19 protein-coding genes are annotated in these 18272 nt (G+C 61.5%); 9 read left to right on the top strand and 10 right to left on the bottom strand.

Annotation, left to right across the window (positions count from 1 at the left end; genetic code table 11):
* Positions 1-51: 51 nt before the first annotated feature.
* Positions 52-534, bottom strand: a complete 483-nt coding sequence (locus LVY65_RS08945) for an SspB family protein (protein ID WP_235067703.1) — start codon at positions 532-534, stop codon at positions 52-54.
* Between the two features lie 54 nt (positions 535-588).
* Here LVY65_RS08945 and LVY65_RS08940 point away from each other — a divergent pair, with 54 nt between their 5' ends.
* The 3 genes from LVY65_RS08940 to LVY65_RS08930 all read left to right on the top strand — a co-directional run bounded on the left by LVY65_RS08940 (position 589) and on the right by LVY65_RS08930 (position 3156).
* Positions 589-966, top strand: coding sequence for a histidine triad nucleotide-binding protein (locus LVY65_RS08940; RefSeq protein WP_235067702.1), 378 nt, complete (start codon positions 589-591; stop codon positions 964-966).
* Between the two features lie 143 nt (positions 967-1109).
* The gene (locus tag LVY65_RS08935; RefSeq protein WP_235067700.1) at positions 1110-2657 is read left to right on the top strand and encodes an amino acid permease; all 1548 of its coding nucleotides are present in this window, start codon (positions 1110-1112) and stop codon (positions 2655-2657) included.
* A gap of 82 nt (positions 2658-2739) precedes the next feature.
* A complete protein-coding gene (locus tag LVY65_RS08930; RefSeq protein WP_235067699.1) occupies positions 2740-3156 on the top strand; it encodes a VOC family protein in 417 nt (138 codons plus the stop codon).
* On the opposite strand, the gene LVY65_RS08925 is transcribed toward LVY65_RS08930, so the two are convergent.
* Entirely contained in the window at positions 3153-4148 is a 996-nt protein-coding gene (locus LVY65_RS08925) for an adenosine kinase (RefSeq protein ID WP_235067698.1), read from the bottom strand. The two genes, LVY65_RS08930 and LVY65_RS08925, sit on opposite strands and share 4 nt — an antisense overlap.
* 103 nt (positions 4149-4251) lie before the next feature.
* Between LVY65_RS08925 and LVY65_RS08920 the strand changes: the two genes are divergently transcribed.
* Complete coding sequence (locus tag LVY65_RS08920; RefSeq protein WP_235067697.1) at positions 4252-4608, top strand: hypothetical protein; 357 nt, start codon at positions 4252-4254, stop codon at positions 4606-4608.
* Here LVY65_RS08920 and queG read toward each other — a convergent pair.
* Positions 4552-5631, bottom strand: coding sequence for a tRNA epoxyqueuosine(34) reductase QueG (gene queG, locus LVY65_RS08915; protein WP_235067696.1), 1080 nt, complete (start codon positions 5629-5631; stop codon positions 4552-4554). The genes LVY65_RS08920 and queG overlap by 57 nt on opposite strands.
* Before the next feature lie 29 nt (positions 5632-5660).
* On the opposite strand from queG, the gene LVY65_RS08910 reads away from it, so the two are divergent.
* Positions 5661-6608 carry an ABC transporter ATP-binding protein gene (locus LVY65_RS08910; RefSeq protein WP_235067695.1) on the top strand — a complete coding sequence of 316 codons (948 nt, stop codon included), beginning with the start codon at positions 5661-5663 and terminating at the stop codon, positions 6606-6608.
* Complete coding sequence (locus LVY65_RS08905; protein ID WP_235067694.1) at positions 6605-7831, top strand: ABC transporter permease; 1227 nt, start codon at positions 6605-6607, stop codon at positions 7829-7831. The genes LVY65_RS08910 and LVY65_RS08905 overlap by 4 nt, the downstream gene beginning before the upstream one ends.
* Here the strand turns inward: LVY65_RS08905 and LVY65_RS08900 are convergent.
* From LVY65_RS08900 to LVY65_RS08880, 6 genes are all read right to left on the bottom strand, one after another.
* Positions 7828-8580, bottom strand: coding sequence for an isocitrate lyase/PEP mutase family protein (locus tag LVY65_RS08900; RefSeq protein WP_235067693.1), 753 nt, complete (start codon positions 8578-8580; stop codon positions 7828-7830). The two genes, LVY65_RS08905 and LVY65_RS08900, sit on opposite strands and share 4 nt — an antisense overlap.
* 70 nt (positions 8581-8650) lie before the next feature.
* Positions 8651-9400, bottom strand: coding sequence for an isocitrate lyase/PEP mutase family protein (locus LVY65_RS08895; protein ID WP_235067692.1), 750 nt, complete (start codon positions 9398-9400; stop codon positions 8651-8653).
* 7 nt (positions 9401-9407) lie between these two features.
* The gene (locus LVY65_RS13345; protein WP_328282506.1) at positions 9408-9578 is read right to left on the bottom strand and encodes a VOC family protein; all 171 of its coding nucleotides are present in this window, start codon (positions 9576-9578) and stop codon (positions 9408-9410) included.
* Positions 9579-9656: 78 nt separating this feature from the next.
* The gene (locus tag LVY65_RS13340; protein ID WP_328282505.1) at positions 9657-9782 is read right to left on the bottom strand and encodes a hypothetical protein; all 126 of its coding nucleotides are present in this window, start codon (positions 9780-9782) and stop codon (positions 9657-9659) included.
* Between the two features lie 12 nt (positions 9783-9794).
* Positions 9795-10598: a LytR/AlgR family response regulator transcription factor gene (locus LVY65_RS08885; RefSeq protein WP_235067691.1), complete on the bottom strand. Its 804-nt coding sequence runs from the start codon at positions 10596-10598 to the stop codon at positions 9795-9797.
* On the bottom strand, positions 10595-11716 hold the full coding sequence (locus tag LVY65_RS08880; RefSeq protein WP_235067977.1) for a sensor histidine kinase: 1122 nt from the start codon (positions 11714-11716) through the stop codon (positions 10595-10597). Before LVY65_RS08880 ends, LVY65_RS08885 begins: the two co-directional genes overlap by 4 nt.
* 171 nt (positions 11717-11887) lie before the next feature.
* Here LVY65_RS08880 and LVY65_RS08875 point away from each other — a divergent pair, with 171 nt between their 5' ends.
* Genes LVY65_RS08875 through LVY65_RS08865 form a run of 3 tightly spaced genes read left to right on the top strand, consistent with a single transcriptional unit; the run spans position 11888 to position 16826 of the window.
* The gene (locus tag LVY65_RS08875) at positions 11888-12472 is read left to right on the top strand and encodes an HD domain-containing protein (RefSeq protein ID WP_235067690.1); all 585 of its coding nucleotides are present in this window, start codon (positions 11888-11890) and stop codon (positions 12470-12472) included.
* A 22-nt stretch (positions 12473-12494) separates the two neighbouring features.
* Complete coding sequence (locus LVY65_RS08870) at positions 12495-14432, top strand: M1 family metallopeptidase (protein ID WP_235067689.1); 1938 nt, start codon at positions 12495-12497, stop codon at positions 14430-14432.
* A gap of 57 nt (positions 14433-14489) precedes the next feature.
* Positions 14490-16826, top strand: coding sequence for a putative bifunctional diguanylate cyclase/phosphodiesterase (locus LVY65_RS08865; protein ID WP_235067688.1), 2337 nt, complete (start codon positions 14490-14492; stop codon positions 16824-16826).
* On the opposite strand, the gene LVY65_RS08860 is transcribed toward LVY65_RS08865, so the two are convergent.
* A complete protein-coding gene (locus LVY65_RS08860; protein WP_235067687.1) occupies positions 16823-18265 on the bottom strand; it encodes a CYTH and CHAD domain-containing protein in 1443 nt (480 codons plus the stop codon). The genes LVY65_RS08865 and LVY65_RS08860 overlap by 4 nt on opposite strands.
* Between the last annotated feature and the right edge of the window lie 7 nt (positions 18266-18272).

Genomic DNA, 18272 nt, shown 5'->3' with positions numbered 1-18272 from the left:
GCTAGTAGGAAGGCGGACCCCGGATCAAGTCCAGGGGTGGCGATTCAGGGGCTATTTCTTGCGCGTGAAGTCCACATTGACGACGTTCGAGCCGTCCTCTGCAGGCTCCGCAACTGGAGAATCATTTTCGGGCTCGTCATGTTCTTCATGGCCCTCAACGGCTCCATCGGCCTGGAACTTCAAACTGAAATCGACCGCGGGATCGACGAAATCCGTTACCGCGGCAAAGGGCACGACCAGCGTCGACGGCACCCCCCCGAAGCTCAATCCAACCGTGAACCCCTGATCCTCAACCTTCAGATCCCAGAAGCGATGCTGGATGACGATCGTCATTTCATCCGGAAAGCGCTCGACCAGATGCTTGGGGATCGAAACCCCAGGCATTCGGGTCTTGAACGTAATGTAGAAATGATGGCCGCCCGGCAGTCCGCCGGCCTGCTCCACCTCGTGCAGCACGCGGCCGACGACGTCGCGCAGGGCCTCCTGCACAATCTCATCATAGGGGATTAGGGACTCAGGGGTTTCCTCACTCATCGCTTTTCGTGGTAGCGAGCGAGGCCATAGGGTCAAGCGGAGTTAACCTCATCCATGCCCATCGATGCCAAGCAGCCATATGACGACCAGAATATTTTCGCCCGGATCCTGCGCGGCGAGATCCCCAGCAAGACGGTGATGGAGACCGATCACAGCCTGGCATTTCATGATATCAACCCGCTCGCCCCAATTCATGTTCTGGTGATTCCCAAGGGCGATTATGTCAGCTGGGACGATTTCACTGCCAAGGCCTCCGACGCGGAAATCGCGGATTTCGTCCGGACAATCGGCGAAGTGGCGCGGATGACCGGCGCCGATACCCAGGGCTATCGGGTCCTCTCCAACAGCGGCAAGCGCGGCGGGCAGGAAGTGCCGCATCTTCACATGCATGTCTTCGGCGGCGCCCCATTGGGGCCAATGTTGTCGCGGTAGGGCAACAAGTTAGCGGATAAGCGGCAAGGGGATTGCGCCTGCGTTCCGAGGCGCTAGGGTCCGCGGCGAACTGAAGAACCAATTCGAGGGGAGTACGAATGGCCACTGCGGCACCGCGGAGGAGCTTTTTAGGACGGATAGGGTTGCGCAAAAGCGTCGCCCAGATCCAGGAAGAAACCCGGACCAGCGAGCTGAAGCGCAGCCTGGGGCCGTGGAACCTGGTTTTCCTCGGGATCGGCTGCATCATCGGCGCCGGCATCTTCGTGCGTACCGGCAATGCCGCAGCACTCCACGCGGGCCCGGCCGTTCTGATTTCCTATGCGATCGCCGGAGTCATCTGCGCCTTTGCAGGTCTCTGCTACGCCGAGCTGGCGTCGACCCTGCCGGTATCGGGATCCGCATATACCTATAGCTATGCCACGATCGGCGAATTCGCCGCCTGGGTGATGGGCGCGCTCCTGCTGCTCGAATATGGGCTTGCCGCGTCGGTGGTCGCGGTTGGCTGGTCGGGCTATGTGGTCAGCCTGCTCGCCGACTTCGGCCTTCACATACCAGCGGCGTTGACCGGACCGACCGGGCACCATCTCCAGATGGACGGGGTCGACGTCCTCGTTAACGGCGCCCCTATTGTCTACCTCTTCAACCTGCCCGCCTTTCTCGTCTGCAGCGCCCTCGCGATCCTTCTCGTCGTGGGCGTCTCGGAGTCGGCCAAGTTCAACAACGCAATCGTCGCAATCAAGGTGACGGTGCTGGTCGCCTTCATCCTGGTCGGCGGCTTTATCATCCTCTCCAACCTGCCCGCGTACACGCCCAACTGGGACCCGTTCATCCCGCCGCCGACCGGCGAGAAGGGCGAGTTCGGCTGGAGCGGAATCCTGCGCGCCGCTTCGATCGTCTTCTTCGCCTATATCGGCTTCGAAGCAGTCTCGACCGCGGGTCAGGAAGCGAAGGATCCGGGCAAGGATATGCCGTTCGGGATCATCGGCTCGCTCGTCGCTTGCACGATCATCTATATCCTGGTTTCGATCGTTCTGACGCTGATCGTCCCCTACAAGTCCCTGAACGTCCCTGATCCGGTCGCGGTCGCGGTCGACGCCTTCGGCCCGCAGTGGGCTTGGTTCGCCAAGACCATCAAGGTTGGCGCAATCATTGGCCTGACGTCAGTCATCCTTGTGCTGATGTATGGCCAGACGCGCATCTTCTACACCATGGCCCGTGATGGCCTGTTGCCGAAGGTATTTTCCAGCGTGCACCCGAAGTTCCGTACGCCGTGGATCAACACCATGGTTGTAGGGCTCGCGGTAGCTTGCGCCGCCGGCTTCTTCGACATCAACTTCCTTGGAGATGCGACGTCGGTAGGCACTCTTGCCGCATTCGGCATCGTTTGCCTGACTGTGATCTGGCTGCGGCGCACGCACCCGGACATCAAGCGAGGCTACCGGGTACCGCTTTATCCGGTCTTGCCGGCGCTCGGCATCCTCTCCTGCTTTGCGCTCATCTTCACCGTCGAAAATCGCGTGCTGATTTTCTTCGGCTGGTATGTCGTGGCCGCCATTGCGCTCTACTTCATCTACGGCATGCACAATTCCGAGCTGGCCAAGGGTCACCCGGTGGATTCCGACGGCCAGCTGCCGGTTTATCCTGAAGATGCCCCGCGCGACGAATCCGGAAAGCCGATTATCCGGCCTTAGTCGATCGGCAATGAATTGATGGGGCGGGTCCGGAAACGGGCCCGCCCTTTTTCATTCGGCGATGAAGTCTTATCATGCGCCCATGACCCGCCGCCCGTTCACGCTCGAAGGAATCGATCATGTCGTATTGCTGGTTCGCGACATGGCCAAGGCACAGCATTTCTACGAGCAGGTGTTGGGATGTTCTGTTGACCGCGCGCTGCCCAAATATGGAATGCTTCAGCTGCGCGCCGGCGCGTCGTTGATCGATTTGGTCGACATCGGCTCGGAGGAAGGTGCCTGGGGGCGGCCCGAAATCGAGGGCGGTCGCAATATGGACCATGTCTGCATAGCTACTGGCCCGTGCGAAGAGCAGGCGATGCGCGCCCATTTGTCCCGTCATGGCGTCGCCATCGTGGAGGAAGGCATACGCTACGGTACAAAAGGCGACGGCATGTCTTTCTACATCTGCGATCCGTCGGGCAACCAGATCGAGCTGAAGGGCCCCCTGGTCGATTAGGCGAAAATGCCCTCGGCCAGCGAGGTCAGATCCTTCTCCGGCCTGGCGCCATAATGCTGTATCACCTCGGCGGCGGCGATTGCGCCGAGTTTCAGGGAATTCGCGAGGCTCAATCCACGAGCCTGGCCCGCAAGAAATCCGGCTGCGAACAGGTCTCCAGCGCCGGTGGTGTCGACCAGCCGCTCGATCGGCTCGGCCGGTACGTCGGCTCGCTCGCCTCCCGAAATCGCCGTTGCGCCAGCTTCGCTTCGGGTGACCACCAAGGTGGGCGCCAACTTGGCCAGACAGGCGATCGCCTCTTCGACATCGTTGACCATCGCCATCGAGGCCGCTTCTGCTTCGTTGGCAAACAAAATGTCGATCTTTCCATCGCGAAGAAGCTGCCAAAAGCCATCGCGATGGCGGTCGACGCAGAAGGTGTCGGACAGGGTAAAGGCGACCTTGCGGCCGGCGGAATGGGCGGCCTCGATTGCCGCCTCCATGGCAGCACGAGGCTCCGCCGGATCCCACAGATAGCCCTCAAGATAGATAATCGCTGAATCGGCAACTGCCCCCGGATCGACAGCGGTCGCCTCCAACTGCTGCGCTGCGCCGAGGAAGGTATTCATCGTCCGCTGCGCGTCGGGCGTCACAAGGATCAGCGACCGGGCGGTTGCCCCGACGTCATTTCGTGCCGGAACGAGGAAGTCGATGCCCTGTGCTTCAATGTCATGCTGATAGATTTTGCCCAACTGGTCGTCGGCCACCTGGCCGATGAAGGCCGCCTTCAGTCCAAAGGCGGCAAGGCCTGCCGCGGTGTTGCCGGCAGAACCCCCGCTGATCTCCCGGCCCGGCCCCATTGCCTCGTAAAGTCGTACCGCTTCGTCCTCATCGATCAGCCGCATCGACCCCTTGTGAAGCCCCTGGTTGGACAGGAAGGCGTCGTTGGTATCGGCAATCACGTCGACGATCGCATTGCCGATGCAGAGAACGTCGAAACGGGGCTTGGTCATCTCTTGTGAGGTCCTGCGGGGAAAGAAAGCTGCGGGGCGCCTAGCGGCGCCTGCCGATTGGGGCAAGCTTGCAAGCCTGACTCAGCGCCGCCACAAGCGGCAAATGCGTCGCATCGTCTTACTTGTCGTCTTGTTCGTGGCCGCGTGCGCCCCAAGACCTGCCCCCACGCCAAAGCCGGTCGCCACCGCACCGGCATCCTCCGGTCCCCATGACCACCGGACCATCAACGACATGACCACCAACGAGCTGATCCAGCATTTCGGTAAGCCACGACTTCAGATCGTCGAGGGCGATGGAACAAAGTTGCAGTTCAAAGGGCCTAATTGCTTCCTGGACGTCTATCTCTACCCGCCGCCCGGCGGTTCTGGTGCACCGCGTGCCACCCACATCGAGGCGCGCAATTTACAGGGCAGCGACGTCAGTGCCCAAAGCTGCGCCTCCGCGATCGAGGCGCATTAGGGCAATCATAGCCCAGTTCGCGGCGTCGGCGACCACCGGGTCGTCACTCTGCAAATGCCGCTCCACCGACGATTGCAGCATTGGGTCGCCACTATTTCCAGCGGCGATCAGGCAGTTGCGGGTCATTCGCGCCACCCCGATCCGCTTGATCGGGGATCCGGAAAAGAGTTCGCGGAACGATGCATCGTCGAGCGCCAGCAGGTCTGACAGCGCTGGCGCGAATAACTCGGCCCGGGGAGAAAAGGCCATATTGGCCTGCGCTGCCGAGGCGAAGCGGTTCCACGGGCACACCGCCAGGCAGTCGTCACAGCCATAGATGCGATTGCCCATCGCTTCCCGAAATTCATGGGGAATCGGTCCGGAATGTTCGATGGTGAGATAAGAAATGCAGCGCCGGGCATCAATCCGGTTTGGTCCGGTGATCGCTCCCGTCGGGCAGGCTTCGATGCAACGGATGCAGCTTCCGCAGTGCGGCTCGGCGGGTTCGTCGGGTTCCAACTCCAGCGTCGTGTAGATGACGCCGAGGAAGAGCCAGCTGCCATGCTCGCGGTTCAGAAGGTTGGTATGCTTGCCCTGCCAGCCAATGCCGGCCGCCGCGGACAAGGGTTTTTCCATCACCGGGGCGGTGTCAACGAACACCTTGAGCTGGCAACCCGCCTCGTCGGCCAACCAGCGCCCTATCGCTTTCAGCGCTTTCTTGACCACCTTGTGATAGTCGGCGCCTTGAGCATAGACCGATATACGCCCACGCTCCCGGGCCTCGGCCAGAGCCAATGGATCGTTCGCCGGCGCATAGCTCATCGCCAGCGCGATCACTGATTTCGCTTCCGACCATAAGCCGTTCGGGCTGGCGCGCTGCTCGGCGCGGTCCTCCATCCAGCCCATTTCGCCGTGATTGCCCTCTGCCAGCCATTCGCGCAGGCGGTCGCCCGCCTCCGGAGCAGCATCGGCGCGGGCAATTCCCCAGGCGCAAAAGCCCAGTTCCTTCGCTTTATCGAAAATCCGTGCCTTGAGGCTTGCCATGACGCGGCGACCATTTACCCTTTCGCGCCATGGGGGAAAGAGCAATCGCCGCCGAGGCCCGCGACCTCGTCAAGGACTTCGACGGCAAACGGGCCGTGGACGGGGTCAGTCTGACCGTACCCGAAGGCAGCATCACCGGCATTCTCGGCCCCAACGGCGCCGGCAAGACGACCACGATCCGAATGATGTTGGGAATAATCGAACCCAGTTCGGGTAGCCGGTCGCTGCTGGGTCATGATCGCCCGCTCGAGGTAGCGCGGGAGGTCGGCTATCTGCCCGAGGAGCGCGGGCTCTACCCGGCGATGCCCGTGGCCGAGGCGATCGCGTTCATGGGTGCCTTGCGCGGCCTCCCGCTCAAGGAGGGCCGCCGCCGGGCGCTCGAACTGCTTAAGTCGCGTGGCCATGAGGATTGGGCGAAGCAACCGATCCGCACCTTGTCCAAGGGCATGGCGCAGACTGTCCAGCTGCTCGGGACGATTATTCACGAGCCACGCTTGATCGTCCTCGATGAGCCATTCGCCGGACTCGACGCGATCAACCAGGAAAAATTGGAACAACTGATTCGCGATCAGGCGGCCGCGGGGGTTACAGTGATTTTCTCAACCCATGTCATCGCCCATGCCGAGCGGCTCTGCGAAAGGGTTGCCATCATCGCCGAAGGCAAAGCGGTGTTCGAAGGCGCGGTCGACGAGGCGCGCGGGCGCTTGAGGCCCATAGTCCACCTCCGCACACGCGCCGACGATGGGCCGTGGCGCGCCGCCCTACCTGCATCAGCCAAGAAGCTCGGCGGCGAATGGCGTTTCGAACTGCCCGCGAGCGGTCCTGAACCCTTGCTCAGGGCGCTGATCGACGGCGATGCCGGGATCGAAACGTTGAGCATCGAGCGGCCCGGACTGCACGACGCATTTATTGCCATCGCTGGAGAGGCGGCAGCGCGCGAAATGGGTCATGTGCCGAGCGCTGAGGAAGCCGCATGAAATTGCCAGAGACCATCCGCGCAGCGTTCGTAATCGCGCGCCGTGATTTTACCGCTACGGTATTGAGCAAGACCTTCCTGCTCTTTCTGCTTGGCCCCTTGTTTCCCATCGCACTTGGCATGGGCATGGTGGGAATTGGGGCCCAGGTGGACCGCAATGCAAAGACGCCGCCGGTTGCAGTGATCGCCTCGCAACATGACTTCGATTTGCTCGAGGCGGCACGGCAACAGCTTTCACCGCTGGCCGATGCGGAACCGCTCGTTGAGCTCCGCCATATTACGCCCGCCGCCGATGTCTCTCTACAGAGTTCGCAATTGCTGTCGGCCGAAGCGAATCCCGTAATTGGGGTATTGGAGGGAGGCCTGACCGCCCCCCGTCTTTCCGGCGCAGTTACAATGAGAAGCCGTACGGCGCGGCAAGTCGGATTGTTCGTCGACGAGGCCCGGCGAATGAGTGTCCAGCAGCCTGTCCAAGGGGTTGCGCTTCAAGTCTTCCCAACGACGGGAACGGCCGGACTGAAGGCCTTCACGCGCAGCATGACCGGTCGGGTCGCCCAGACCCTGTTGTTCGTGCTGACCATTTTGCTTGCGGGCATGCTGCTCAGCCAGTTGATCGAGGAGAAATCGAGCAAGGTGATCGAGGTGCTTGCCGCCGCGGCTCCGGTTGATGCGATCTTCCTTGGCAAGCTGTTCGCCATGCTCGCCACGTCGCTGACCGGCATCGCCCTTTGGGCAGCGGTCGGGGCGGGAGCGGTTGCCATCTGGACCGGTGGCGGCCCCGGTGCATTGCCGGCGCCCGCTGTCGGCTGGCCGGTCTTTCTCGCCCTTCTGCTCATCTATTTCTCGATGAGCTACCTGCTGATTGGGGCGACCTTTCTCGGCATCGGGGCCCAGGCATCGACGGCGCGCGAGGTGCAGATATTGTCCATGCCGGTGACGATGGGGCAATTGGTGCTGTTTGGCTTCGCCTCGCTCGGCGTGGGCCAGCCGATGAGCGGCCAAGCAATCGCCGCCGCTGTCTTTCCCCTGTCCTCGCCCTTTGCAATGATCGCCAGGGCGGCGGAGCAACCCATGATCTGGCCGCATCTGCTTGCCTTGGTCTGGCAAGGGCTATGGGTTGCGCTGATCCTCAAATTCGCTGCAGCAGTCTTCCGCCGCAGCGTATTGAAGTCGGGGCCGTCGCGCCGCTGGCCGTGGCAGCGACGGAAGCGGCGGCCAGCTTAGCCGATCGCAGCCCGCGCCGCTTCCTCCAGCTGGCCCATCAACGCCAGATAGGGGAAGGGACCGTGGCTGATCCGGGCCACGCCAGTCGATGCGACCTCGGCGTTGGACGGACATCCGGGATAAGTCATGAAGTTCACCGGGATCGGTGACTGGGCGCACAGCCGACCAAGCAGATCGAGATTGCCCAGCATCGGCACGAAGAAACCGCTTGCGCCCGCATCAGCATAGGCTTGGACCCGGGTGATCGCCTCATCGAGCATCGCCCCGTCATGTGTCTCCTGCGGAGCTTTAAGGAACAGGTCGGTTCGGCAATTTATGAAGAAATGGGGTCCGACCGCCTGTCGTGCCGCCGCGATCCGCGCGGCTTGGTTGCGGATTGGATGCAGGCCCTCGCCGCCTACGATCTGGTCCTCGAAGTTGCAGCCAACTGCCCCAATCCCTGCCAGCTGGGCGATATTGCGCGCGCCCTCATCCGGGTCGTTCGAATAAGCGCCTTCGAAATCGACCGTGACGGGAAGCTCGACGGCATCGACGATCCGCTTGGCATTGGCCAGCGCGAAATCGATCGGGACCTGCTCGCCATCGCCAAAGCCGTTCGCCATGGCGACTGACGCACTGCCGGTGGCAATGGCTCGTGCCCCCGACTTGGCCACGGCGCCAGCACTTCCGACGTCCCAGACGTTGAAGAGGACGAGAGGGTCGCCGGAAACGTGCAGCGCTGCGAAGCGCTCGAAAAGACTGGTTGTCATGAATTACTCCTCGCAGCCTACCTTGAGGCAGGTGGCGATACCGAACTTCCCGAATCTTGCGGTCAACAAATCAGGCGATGGCTGCCCGCGCCATTTCCTCCAGCTGCGCCATCAAGGCGCGGTGCGGGAATGGGCCGTGGCTGATCCGCGCCACCCCCGCGGCTGCCCATGTCGACTTGGGCGGCGCCCCGGGAAAGGCGATGACGTTCAGCGGCAACGGAACTTCTCGCACGACCCGCTCAATCTGCACGGGGTCAGCCAGGCGGGGAACGAAAAAGCCGCTAGCGCCCGCATCGGCGAATGCCTTGCCGCGCTCGATCACCTGGCCGACCAGCGCGTCGTCATGGCTCTCCGCCTTCAAGAATAGGTCGGTACGGGCATTGATAAAAAAGGCGTCTCCTACGGCACGGCGGATCGCCTCGATGCGTCGCACCTGCAAGTCGAGCGGATGCACTCCTTCGCCGCCGATCACCTGGTCCTCGAAGTTGCAGCCGATCGCGCCGGTGTCGGCCAGCAGAGCGACATTGCGACCGCCAAATTCAGGGTCGGTCGAATAGGCGCCTTCGAAATCGACCGTCAGCGGCAGTTCGACCGCCTCTACGATCCGCCGGGCATTGGCCAGCGCGAAGTCGATCGGTACCTGCTGACCGTCCGGCCAGCCATTGGCATCCGCGACCGGATGGCTGCCGGTAGCGAGCGCTTTGGCACCGGCCTTCACCACCGCATGGGCGCTGCCCACATCCCAGATATTGTAAAGGACCACCGGGTCGCCCGGCACGTGGAGCGCGGCGAATGTTTCGAATTTGCTTTGATCGGACATGTTTCAGTTACTCCGGTGCGGGCCCAAGTTGCTGCCACAATTCCACCTTCACTCCGTCGGGATCAAGGATCCAGGCGAAGCGGCCATAATCTTCGTCCTGACGGCCGAGTATCTCGATGCCTTTGCCCTCAAGGTCCGCAACCACGCCGTCGATGTCGTCGGCGCGGAGATTGATCATGAACGGCTTGTCGCTGGGCCCGAAATAGTCGCTATCCGCCTTGAACGGCGAAAGCAGGGTGAATCCTTCGGGGGCATCCTAATTGAACGGGAACATCGCACCCCACGCACCGCCAATTCCCAGAATCTCCTGGTACCAGGCACGCGTCGAGGATGGGTCAGCGACTTTGTAGAAAACGCCGCCCAGGCCGGTGATCCTGGCCATAGCTGCCCCCTTCTAGTGAACGAAACGGGCTACCACGTCGCGATAGCTGCGGCTCACCTTCACTTGTGCGCCGCTGTCCAGCACCAGGAAGCATTCGCCGTTAGTGTGTGGCTTCACCTGCCGCACCAAATCAAGATTGACGATTGTTGAGCGGTGCACCCGCTGGAAACGGCGCGGGTCGAGGCGTTTTTCCAGGTCCTTCATCGTCTCACGGAGGATCAGCGTATTCTCGCCCGTCTGGATGCACATATAGTCGCCTGCGGCGTCAATCCGCTCGATCGTGTCGACATCGACCCTGAAAATCTGGCCCTGGTCACGAATGTTGATCATCTTTTCGAACCGCGACGAAGATGGTGCGTCGGGCATTGTGTCGGCAAGCTCCTCGGCGGCTTCCGGCGCATGCTCGGCCAGCGCCTCCTTGAGCTGCTTGGCCTCTTCGGCCCCGCGCTTTTCGGCAAGCCGTTGGCGAACCCGATCGAGGGTAGCTGCAAGCCGATCTTCCTCGACCGGCTTCATCAGATAATCGACCGCCTGCGCCTCGAAGGCGCGCAACGCGTGCTCGTTATAGGCCGTAACGAAAACGAACAGCGGCGGCTCAACTTCCATCATTCCGGAAATGACCGAAAATCCATCGAAGCCCGGCATTTGAATGTCTAGGAAGACAAGGTCCGGCTTGTGCGTCTTGATCGCGCGGATCGCCTCGCGACCATTGGCCGCTGTGGCGATTACCTCCACATCTTCGTGCGCCTCCAGACGCAGGCGGAGGCCCTGCGTTGCCAGGGGCTCATCGTCGACGAGGATTGTGCGAATGGTCATGAATGATCCTTTTGATCGGTATCGAGCGGAATTTCGATGATAACGCTAAAACCCCCATGTTCGTTCGTTCGCGTGGCAAAGCCATGCGCCGGACCATAAGCCTGCGTCAGGCGGTCCTGGATGTTCGCCAGACCGACCCCGGTCGACTGCGCGTCGACTGGCGCACCGCCCGGGCCTGGACCGCTGTCAGCCACTTCGATCCGCACTGCGCGTCCCTCCCGCCGCGCATTAATCCAGATATCGGCACCTTGTTCCGATGAGGTGACGGCGTATTTGATGGCATTTTCGATCAGGGGCTGGAGCAGCAGGGACGGAAGCCGTGCGCCGATCGTGTCGGCGTCGATCTTGAAATGCGGCCTTAACCGATCCTCGAACCGCATCTTTTCAATCTCGAGATACAGCTTCAAAGTCTCGACTTCCTGGACCAACGTCACCTTGGCAGTCGGTTCGTTGACCAGCGTATAGCGTAGGAACGACGATAGCCGGGACAGCATCGCATTGGCGCGTTCCGTCTGCTTCAATAGAACCAGAGTCGAGATGCTGTTCAGCGTATTGAACAGGAAATGCGGGTTCAGCTGATAGCGTAGCATCGCCAGTTGGGCTGTCGACGCCTGGCTCTCGAGCTGGGCACGCTGGTCGATTTCCTCTTCCAGCAGCAGGTAATAGTTGATCCCGTAATAAAGCGCCGACCAGGCCGCGAGGATCGAGAAATCGAGGATGATCGCGCCCAGATATTCGACGCCGGCCGGCTTGGCGTCGGGCCTCAGGAAGGTGGAGTAGCTCCACGTCTCGATGAACGAAAAGGCCGCGGCCGCAAGCGCCACCGTGCCAAGACTGATGATCACCGTCCAAATCGCCCGCATGGTGATCAACCGCCGGTAGAGCGAAGCCATCAGCAGGGTGAGGGAATAGCCCGTCGCCGTCAGAAGCAGCGCGTGGACGACAAACATCGCGCCCATCGAATTGGCTAGGCCTGACAGCGAGCGCAGGATGAAATAGCCGCTCCAGCCGATCGATTGCAGCACCCAGAAGGCGCGATTCTTGTCGTCGAAGAATGGCCGATCGAGCCCGACGCCCGCCAGGATCGGCCGAGCCGGTCCCTTTCCACGTGGCCGCATGGCATGGTCCTGTGCCGCGGCCTCGGCCAGTGCGCGAACGCTATCGCTGGCCATTTCCGCCTGGGTCGCCGAGATACGGTCCATGGGACAGATATAGGCGGCAAGCGCGTAACCGCCTACCCTTGGCGTCTCCGCATCCCGGGATTAGAGTTGCCCCCAGGGAGAGTCTGGATGAACGAGCAGCACGCCAAGTTCCGATCGATGGATGAGGGCACTCAGGAGGACTGGGAGATAATCGGCCGGCACTTCATGCCCTTTGCCCATGCTTTGCCGGATCGCGTGCTGACCCATTTGAAGCTGCTTGACGGCGATTATGGCGGTTTTCCCATCGACCGGCTGCAACATAGCCTGCAGACCGCGACGCGAGCGCATCGGGCCGGAGAGAGCGAGCCCTATGTGGTCATGGCCCTGCTCCATGACATTGGCGACACGCTGGGCAGTTACAATCATCCCGATATCGCCGCCGCGATCCTAAAGCCCTTTGTCGATGAAAAGCTGCACTGGGTCACGCAGCATCACGGCGTCTTTCAGGGCTATTACTTCTTTCACTACCTCGGGATGAACCGCGACATGCGGGAAGCGTTTCGAGGGCATGAGTATTTCGAAGATACGGCGCGCTTCTGCGAGCTTTACGACCAGGCCGCCTTCGACCCTTCCTATGATAGTGCCCCGCTCGAATTTTTCGAGCCGATGGTCCGGCGCGTCATGGAAAGGCCGATCAACAGTATTTACAAGGCCGTCGGCGAAGCCGCTTGAGCTATCTTTTCGGAGTTTCTTCTTGTCCAACCGAATCCTGACGGCCGCCGCCGCGGCCCTGTTCCTGATGTCATGCCAAGCCAAGGACACATTACCACCGAAAGCCGACCTGGGGGTTGTCGCCCCTATTCTCGATGCGCCTGACGCAGTCGACATCCACAGCTACGCCAAGCCCCTGGAAGCGCGGGTCACCCATGTCGCGCTGGACCTCGATGTCGACTTCGATGCCAAGCGAATCGGCGGAACGGCGACCCTGGACATTCAGGCCAAGCCAGGCGCCAAAGAGGTCATCCTCGACGACAAGGGGCTGGAAATCGAAGCGGTCACCGACGAGGCCGGCAAGCCGCTGCCCTATAAAATTGGCGCGATTGACGAGGATCTGGGCGCACCGCTTGCCATCCAGATCGGGGACAAGCGCAAGATCGTCATTACCTACAAATCGGCGCCCGATTCCGGCGCGCTGCAGTGGCTGACGCCTGAGCAGACCGCTGGCAAGAACCACCCGTTCCTGTTGAGCCAGGGCGAGTCGATCGAAAACCGTACATGGATCCCGACCCAGGATTCGCCTGGAATCCGGCAAAGCTGGGAGGCGTGGATCTCGGTTCCGAGCGGGCTGACTGCGGTGATGAGTGCCCAGAAGGGCGACAAGGCGGACCCAACCCCGCCACCGCCGAACCGGTCGAGCTTCTATTTCAGCATGGACAAGCCCGTCGCGCCCTACCTGATCGCGATCGCGGTCGGCGATCTTTCGTTCAGGCAGCTTGGCCCGCGCACCGGTGTCTGGGCTGAGCCGGTCATGCTCGACAAGGCGGCGACGGAGCTCGCCGACACGGAGAAAATGGTCGCGGCCGCGGAAGCTTTGTTCGGCCCCTATAAATGGGGTCGCTACGACATGCTCGTCCTGCCGCCATCGTTCCCCATGGGCGGGATGGAAAATCCGACCATGACTTTCCTAACCCCCACATTTATCGCCGGGGATAAGAGCCTGGTCAGCCTGATCGCCCATGAATTGGCCCATAGCTGGTCGGGCAATCTCGCGACCAATGCCACTTGGGCCGATTTCTGGCTCAACGAAGGCATGACGACCTATGCCGAGCGCAGGATCATCGAACAGGTTTATGGACCGAAGGTGGCCGAGCAACAGGTCGCGCTGGGCCTGGACGCAATGAACAAGGCGATCGCCGACAATGGGGGACCGACCAACCCTGACACGCGCCTTCATATCGACCTCAAAGGCCGTCATCCCGACGCCGGCTTGACCGACATCGCCTATGAAAAGGGCGCGGCATTCCTTCGCACGATTGAGAAGACCGTAGGCCGGGAACGGTTCGATGAGTGGCTCAAGGGCTGGTTCAGCAGGCACATGTTCCAGCCGGTGACGACCAGCATCTTCCTGGCTGACATCCGCGAGCATCTGGTGAAGGGCGACCGGTCGCTTGAGGACAAGTTGCAGCTGGATCGTTGGGTCTATGAACCTGGAATCCCAACCAATATCGCTTTGGCCGATCCCAACGCATTTGCTGCAGTCGATTCAGCCGTGTCGGCCTTCAAGACCGGGAAACTCCCCAATACGGCTACCTGGAGCGGCTGGACGACCGACGAGCGACTGCGATTCCTCAATCGGATCGATCCGAAGCAACCTGCCGATCGGCTTGCGGCCCTCGATGCCGCCTTCAACCTGTCGCGCGCGGGCAACAATGAGCTGCGGTTCGCTTTCCTGATGCTGGCGGTAAATAATCGCTTCGACCCGGCAGTGCCGGCGCTGGAGGAATTTCTGGCGATGCAGGGGCGGCGGAAATTTGTACGGCCGTTGATTTCCGCGTTGGCAAAAGATCCGTCATGGGGGCGGCCAATTGCGGAGCGGATTTATGCCAAAAACCGCTCGTCCTACCACCCTGTGACGACCCGCGACCTCGACAAATTGGGGCTCCTCCCAAAGGGGAAATCGCCAAACCTTTAACCGCGAAGTAACGCTCTTTGGCCTATCTGCTGTCTATTCAGACAAGCGGATGACCGGATGTACGAGGCTCCAGACCGTTACAAGCGTATGATATCGGCGCGCCTGCCCGACGGCGAATCGCTGGGCGTGACGTCGCGCGAGACGGACGAAGGGAGCAGTCCGCTGCGCGACGCGCAGTTGATCGCCCGCGGCCAGTTCGCCCCTTTCTTCGCTGCCGCCAACAGTGTCGCGGCGCTGTTGATGGCGATGATTCTCTACCGCCATGTCGATGCCGCCTATCTGGGCGGTTGGGTCGTGGCAGTTGTCGGCACCAATCTCGGCGCCATGCAACTGGCCCGTACGCAGGCCGTGACCCATGTCGGTCGATCCGGACGCAAGGTGCCGAAGATACTGATGCTGGGCGATGTGGTATTTCGCGCTCTGCTCTGGCTGTCTCTCCCGATCCTTTCATTTCCTTCGATCGGTGCCGGAAGCCAGGTGGTCGCTGCGACACTTCTGGCGGGCCTCGGCATCGCTGCGCTCGGCCTGGTAGTTGTGCCCGCTTGCGTTACGGCGTGGATGGCGATCTTCACCGCCGGGCTCAGCTACGCGCTGCTCGTCGGGCGCAGTTCCGTCCAGTTCGACAATATGCTTGCCATCCTGTTCACGCTTGGCGTCGCGATTGTCGGCGTGCTTACCGTTGCGCGCTGGGCGTTCGGTCAGCTCAAAACCAATGCCGACTTCGGCTCGCAGTCGGAAAGTGCCAGCCTGCTTCTCCAGGAATATGAGCAGCGCGGCGTTGGCTGGCTGTGGCAAGTCGATGCCGAAAATCGCGTAACCTATATTTCCAGCCGCATGACCGCGCTGCTCGGTCGGCCGGCCGCACAGTTGCTCGGCCATTCCATGCCCGCTCTGCTCGGTGGCCATGCAGAGCTCGGCCGCATGCTGTTCGAAAAACAGCCCTTCAATTCGCTCGAGATGGAGTTGAAGACCGCGCGCGGCCCTCGATGGATCTCGATCGCAGGAGACCCGATCGTCGATACGGCGGGTCGCTTCGAAGGCTTTCGCGGCGTCGGCAGCGACATCACCGAAATCCGCCAGACGCAGGAACGACTGACCCACCTGGCGAACATGGACGTGCTATCCGGCCTTCCCAACCGCGGTCGGGTCCGGCAGCTTCTCGGCGAGGCACTTCGCCAGGCGACCAGCAGCAATGTGCCCTGCGCGATCATGTTTCTCGATCTCGACGGCTTCAAACCGGTCAACGACACCTTCGGCCACCCCAAAGGGGATGCAGTGCTCCAGGCCGTTGCAAAGCGGCTGTGCGACCAGGTTAGCTCCGACGGCAGTGTCGGCCGCATGGGCGGCGACGAATTCGCGATCGTCATCACCGACGCCCAATCCCGGCATAAGGTCGAGCAGCTTGCCGACAGCATCATCAAGGCTATCGCCGAGCCCTATATGATCGACCAGACCGAGATCCGCATCGGCGTGTCGATCGGCTGCGCCTTCGGACCAATCGACGGGGCCACCGTGGACGACCTCATCCTCAAGGCCGATCTCGCCCTTTATGAGGCGAAGGGCGCCGGTCGCGGCGTCGCCAAATATTTTTCGTCGGAACTGCAGACCGAGCAGGACGACCGTGTGCGCCTGGAAACCGACTTGCGCGGCGCGATCGCGGCCAAACAGTTCCATCTGGTCTACCAGCCGCTAGTCAACGCCAAGACCCAGAAACTGGTCGGGTTCGAGGCGCTAATCCGCTGGAACCATCCGCAGCGCGGCTTCGTGCCCCCCAACGTCTTTATCCCGGTTGCCGAAGAGAGCGGCCTGATGCCGGTGATCGGCGAATGGGTCATCGAGGAGGCCTGCCGCGCCGCCGCGACCTGGCCGGAGCCCATCACCGTTGCGCTGAATATCAGCCCCAAGCAGATCATTCTGCCCGCGTTGCCCAATGTCGTAAGCCAGGCGCTCGGCCGTCACCGGGTTCCCGCCAACCGGCTGGAGCTGGAGGTCACCGAAGGCGTCTTCCTCGGCGACAACGGCCTTACGCTCGACGTATTGAAGCGACTGCGCTCGCTCGGGGTCGGCATCGCACTCGACGACTTCGGCACCGGCTATTCCTCTATCGGCTATTTGAACAAGGCCGTGTTCCACAAGTTGAAGATCGATGGCAGCTTCGTGCGCGAAGCCGGTTCGCGTCCTGAAAATGTCGCGATCATTCAGTCGATCGTCCAACTCGCCAAATCGTTCCGCATGTCGATCACCGCCGAGGGCGTGGAGACGGCCGAGGATTTCGAGCGGATGCGCGACCTCGGCTGCGACACAATCCAGGGCTATTTGTTCGGCCGGCCGCTGAGTTATGAGCGCGCGAACCAGATGGTGCTTGGCCTCGGCGCCAAGCGAATGGCCGGCTAACGACTGGCCTTTCGCCAATAAGGCCGAATTTTCCGTAACTTACGTAGGTAGCCCTTGGCTGCGCGCAGGTAGCGGGTCGCATCCATCTCAATCAGCCAGGGTTGCGGTGTAGTACCGAGCAGCGCTTGCCTCGTGGCAAGATCGTTGAGGCAGCCCAGTGAATCCTGCACGCCCTCGGCTGCAGCGGCAAATTCTTCCTGGGCGCGCCCTGCGCGCCGGAACGGTTCCTCCAGGAACTGCAGCGCATAGCGAATCTTCTTGGTGTCGATGCGAAGCCGATGCCGCTCGCCAACCGTCAGTCGCGAAAGATCGGCCCCGCGCTCGTCAATCTTGTCCCAAAGCTTATCGAGCCTCCTGACGGCGAATGGGATGAGCCGCTTGCCCGCTTTCTTTCCATTCCGCCACTCACCGGTATGCGTCCAGGCAAGCAGGTCCAGGACGAAGGCGCGGAAGGCGCGTGAATCGAGCTTTCTCAGGATTCGCGCATAAAGCAGGCGACGATCACGCTCGAGATGATCCCGCGCCGGATCGCCTTCCCGCATGGTCGCCAGTATCACGTCGATGTTCCTCGCCGCGCCTAGCTCGCGAGTAAACCGCCGTAACCGGTCGCTGGCCCTAATGAATTCATCATCCTTCACCACTGGCCTGAACAGCCACAGCGCGGAACGGATTCGGCGGACGGCAACTCGCAGCTGGTGAAGTGCCTCCGAATCTCCATGACTGATGAGCAGTGCTTCATTGATCCGGAAATGTTTCAGGCAGGCGGTTACGATCACTGCAAAGCCTTCGGCGACGGTCGCCTTTTCATTGAGATCGACGTGTGTCGCCTTGACCGGCTTCCCTTGCCGTCCCTCGGCCAAGGCGAACCCGCGCTCCGACTTGGCGAGTACCCCCAGTTTCACGGGAATATTAGCGCTGATCCGCTTTGCGGTCGAAAACAGGACGGGAGCCCGCCCCGCCTTGAGCTCAAGTTCGACCTCGTGAATGGGCTCGGATGCGCCCCCGGCCTCGATCGACCCCTCATCATAGGTGATTTCGATTGTCGCGCTGTTGGCGCTTGCAATCCACGTGGACCGAGTGACTTCGGTTCGCACTAACGGCACAAGATCGCGAAATTGTCGCGCCTTGATCAGCGCGTTTAACGGTGTCCCGGCGATAGCCTCGAGATTTGGTTGCGAACCGGTCACGTCCGCCTCCCATTCGCCGCGGTCGAACAGCCCCGCGTTGTCACCGGAATGCTTGATGGTTTGGATCCATCGATCGCCTTCATGGCGGACCCGTAGGACCCATCCGCTTTTGCGAAGCTTGCCTTTAGGGGTGTCGAAATAGACTGAAGTCTGCTGAGCGCGGTGAGGTTTACGGCGAAACAGCGGATGCGATTTCAACTTGCCGACATGCGCCGGATCGATCTCCAGCTTTAGCTCGACTTCGCGGGCCATTGCTTCG

This window comes from Sphingomonas cremea, from assembly GCF_021502585.1.
GTDB classification, from domain to species: domain Bacteria; phylum Pseudomonadota; class Alphaproteobacteria; order Sphingomonadales; family Sphingomonadaceae; genus Sphingomicrobium; species Sphingomicrobium cremea.
The sequence above is the reverse complement of the archived record's forward strand: the minus strand, read 5'-3'. Positions and strand labels throughout refer to the sequence as shown.